Below are 453 nucleotides of genomic sequence, written 5' to 3' on the forward strand. Positions count from 1 at the left end.
GTCGTTGCGACAGCTAAAAACGCTGCAGACGGCACCGTTACTTTCAAAGAAATTGAGTTAGAAACAGCAGGTGAATACACTTACACTATCACTGAAAAAGCAGGTAGCGAAAAAGGTGTGACATACGATACTGCTAAACACGAAGTTAAGGTAAAAGTTACAGATAACGGCCAAGGTCAACTTGTTGCAGCTGTTACAGGTAACAACCCAACCTTCACCAACACTTATAAAGCAGCTACAACAAGTGCTACTATCACGGCTACTAAAGTCTTGGATGGTAAAGCTCTTGAAGCAGGTAAATATGAGTTTGAACTTAAAGAAGGTGACAAAGTAGTCGCAACAGCGACAAACGCAGCAGATGGTACTGTTACTTTCGAAGATATCAAGTACGCAGCAGTAGGCAACCACACATACACTATCACTGAAAAAGCAGGTAGTGAAAAAGGTGTGACA

At 41.9% G+C, this 453-nt stretch carries 1 protein-coding gene; it reads left to right on the forward strand.

What is annotated here, in order from left to right:
- Positions 1 to 453: Spy0128 family protein (locus tag HMPREF2991_RS11205; protein WP_306806716.1), on the forward strand; the 453-nt coding region annotated here is incomplete at both ends.

Source organism: Streptococcus sp. HMSC072D07, assembly GCF_001814835.1.
Lineage (GTDB): Bacteria > Bacillota > Bacilli > Lactobacillales > Streptococcaceae > Streptococcus.